Source organism: Roseomonas rosulenta, from assembly GCF_016106005.1.
GTDB classification, from domain to species: Bacteria; Pseudomonadota; Alphaproteobacteria; order Acetobacterales; family Acetobacteraceae; genus Neoroseomonas; species Neoroseomonas rosulenta.
On the sequence record NZ_JACADR010000599.1, the window covers coordinates 1 to 875 of the forward strand.

An 875-nucleotide genomic window follows, 5' to 3' on the forward strand; every position below is an offset into this window, starting at 1 on the left:
GCGCGGCACCGGGCGGGACGCGGCCGCCAGCGCGGCGAAGGCGGCCGCGCCCGCCGCAGCCGCGACCAGGAACGGGAATTGCCAGCCGAGCCGCACGGCCATCGCCGGCAGCACCGCCTGGGCCGCGGCGATGCCGATCGGCCAGCCGAGCACATAGACCGCCATGGCCGGGAACAGGTCGGCACCCTGGAAACGGTCCTGCATCATCTTGGTCAGCAGCAGGATCACCAGCACCGTGCCGATGCCCATCAGCAGCCGCCCCGCGAACAGCACCACCGAACCGCCCGCCGCCGCGCAGACCAGCGCGCCCGCCACCAGGAAGCCGAGGCCGAGCAGCACGCCCGCACGATCCCCCATGCGGCGTGCAGCCAGTCCGAGCGGATAGACCAGCACCAGCCCCGGCAGCCAGAACAGCCCGACCAGCGTGCCGAAGCCGGTCCAGTCCAAGCCGAAGGCCGGCACCAGCACCGGCCCGGCCGCGCCCGGTGCCTGGAACAGCGCGCCGAGTGCGGCGCGCACGGCGAAGACGGCGATGAGGAAAGGCAGCGCCGCCGTCATCGCAGCACGACCATCCGGGGCGGTCCGATCCGCCGCACCACCAGGATCGCATCCTGCCGGAACCGCCGGGCCAGCGCGGCGCACCGCGCCGCCGGCGCGCCCAGCAGAAGGTGCTCCTCCCCCCAGGGGCGCGGGCGGCAGGCGCGGCCCATGCCCTCGCGCCAGGGAATGCGGCGCGCAGCCTCGCGCAGGCATGCCAGGCGACGAAGGTTCCAGCCGCGCGGGCGGCGCCGGCTCAGCGGGTTCCAGGCGCCGGTGAAGGCGGCCTCGCGGGCGCCCAGCGCGGCCAGCAGCGCCCTGACCGTCGCACCGCGCCC

2 protein-coding genes are annotated in these 875 nt (G+C 76.2%); both read right to left on the reverse strand.

The window, feature by feature from the left end:
• On the reverse strand, positions 1-558 hold a 558-nt coding region (locus tag HW578_RS27135), incomplete at its 3' end, for an MFS transporter (protein WP_198373797.1).
• Positions 555-875: DUF3293 domain-containing protein (locus tag HW578_RS27140; protein ID WP_198373798.1), on the reverse strand; the 321-nt coding region annotated here is incomplete at its 5' end. The genes HW578_RS27140 and HW578_RS27135, both read right to left, overlap by 4 nt.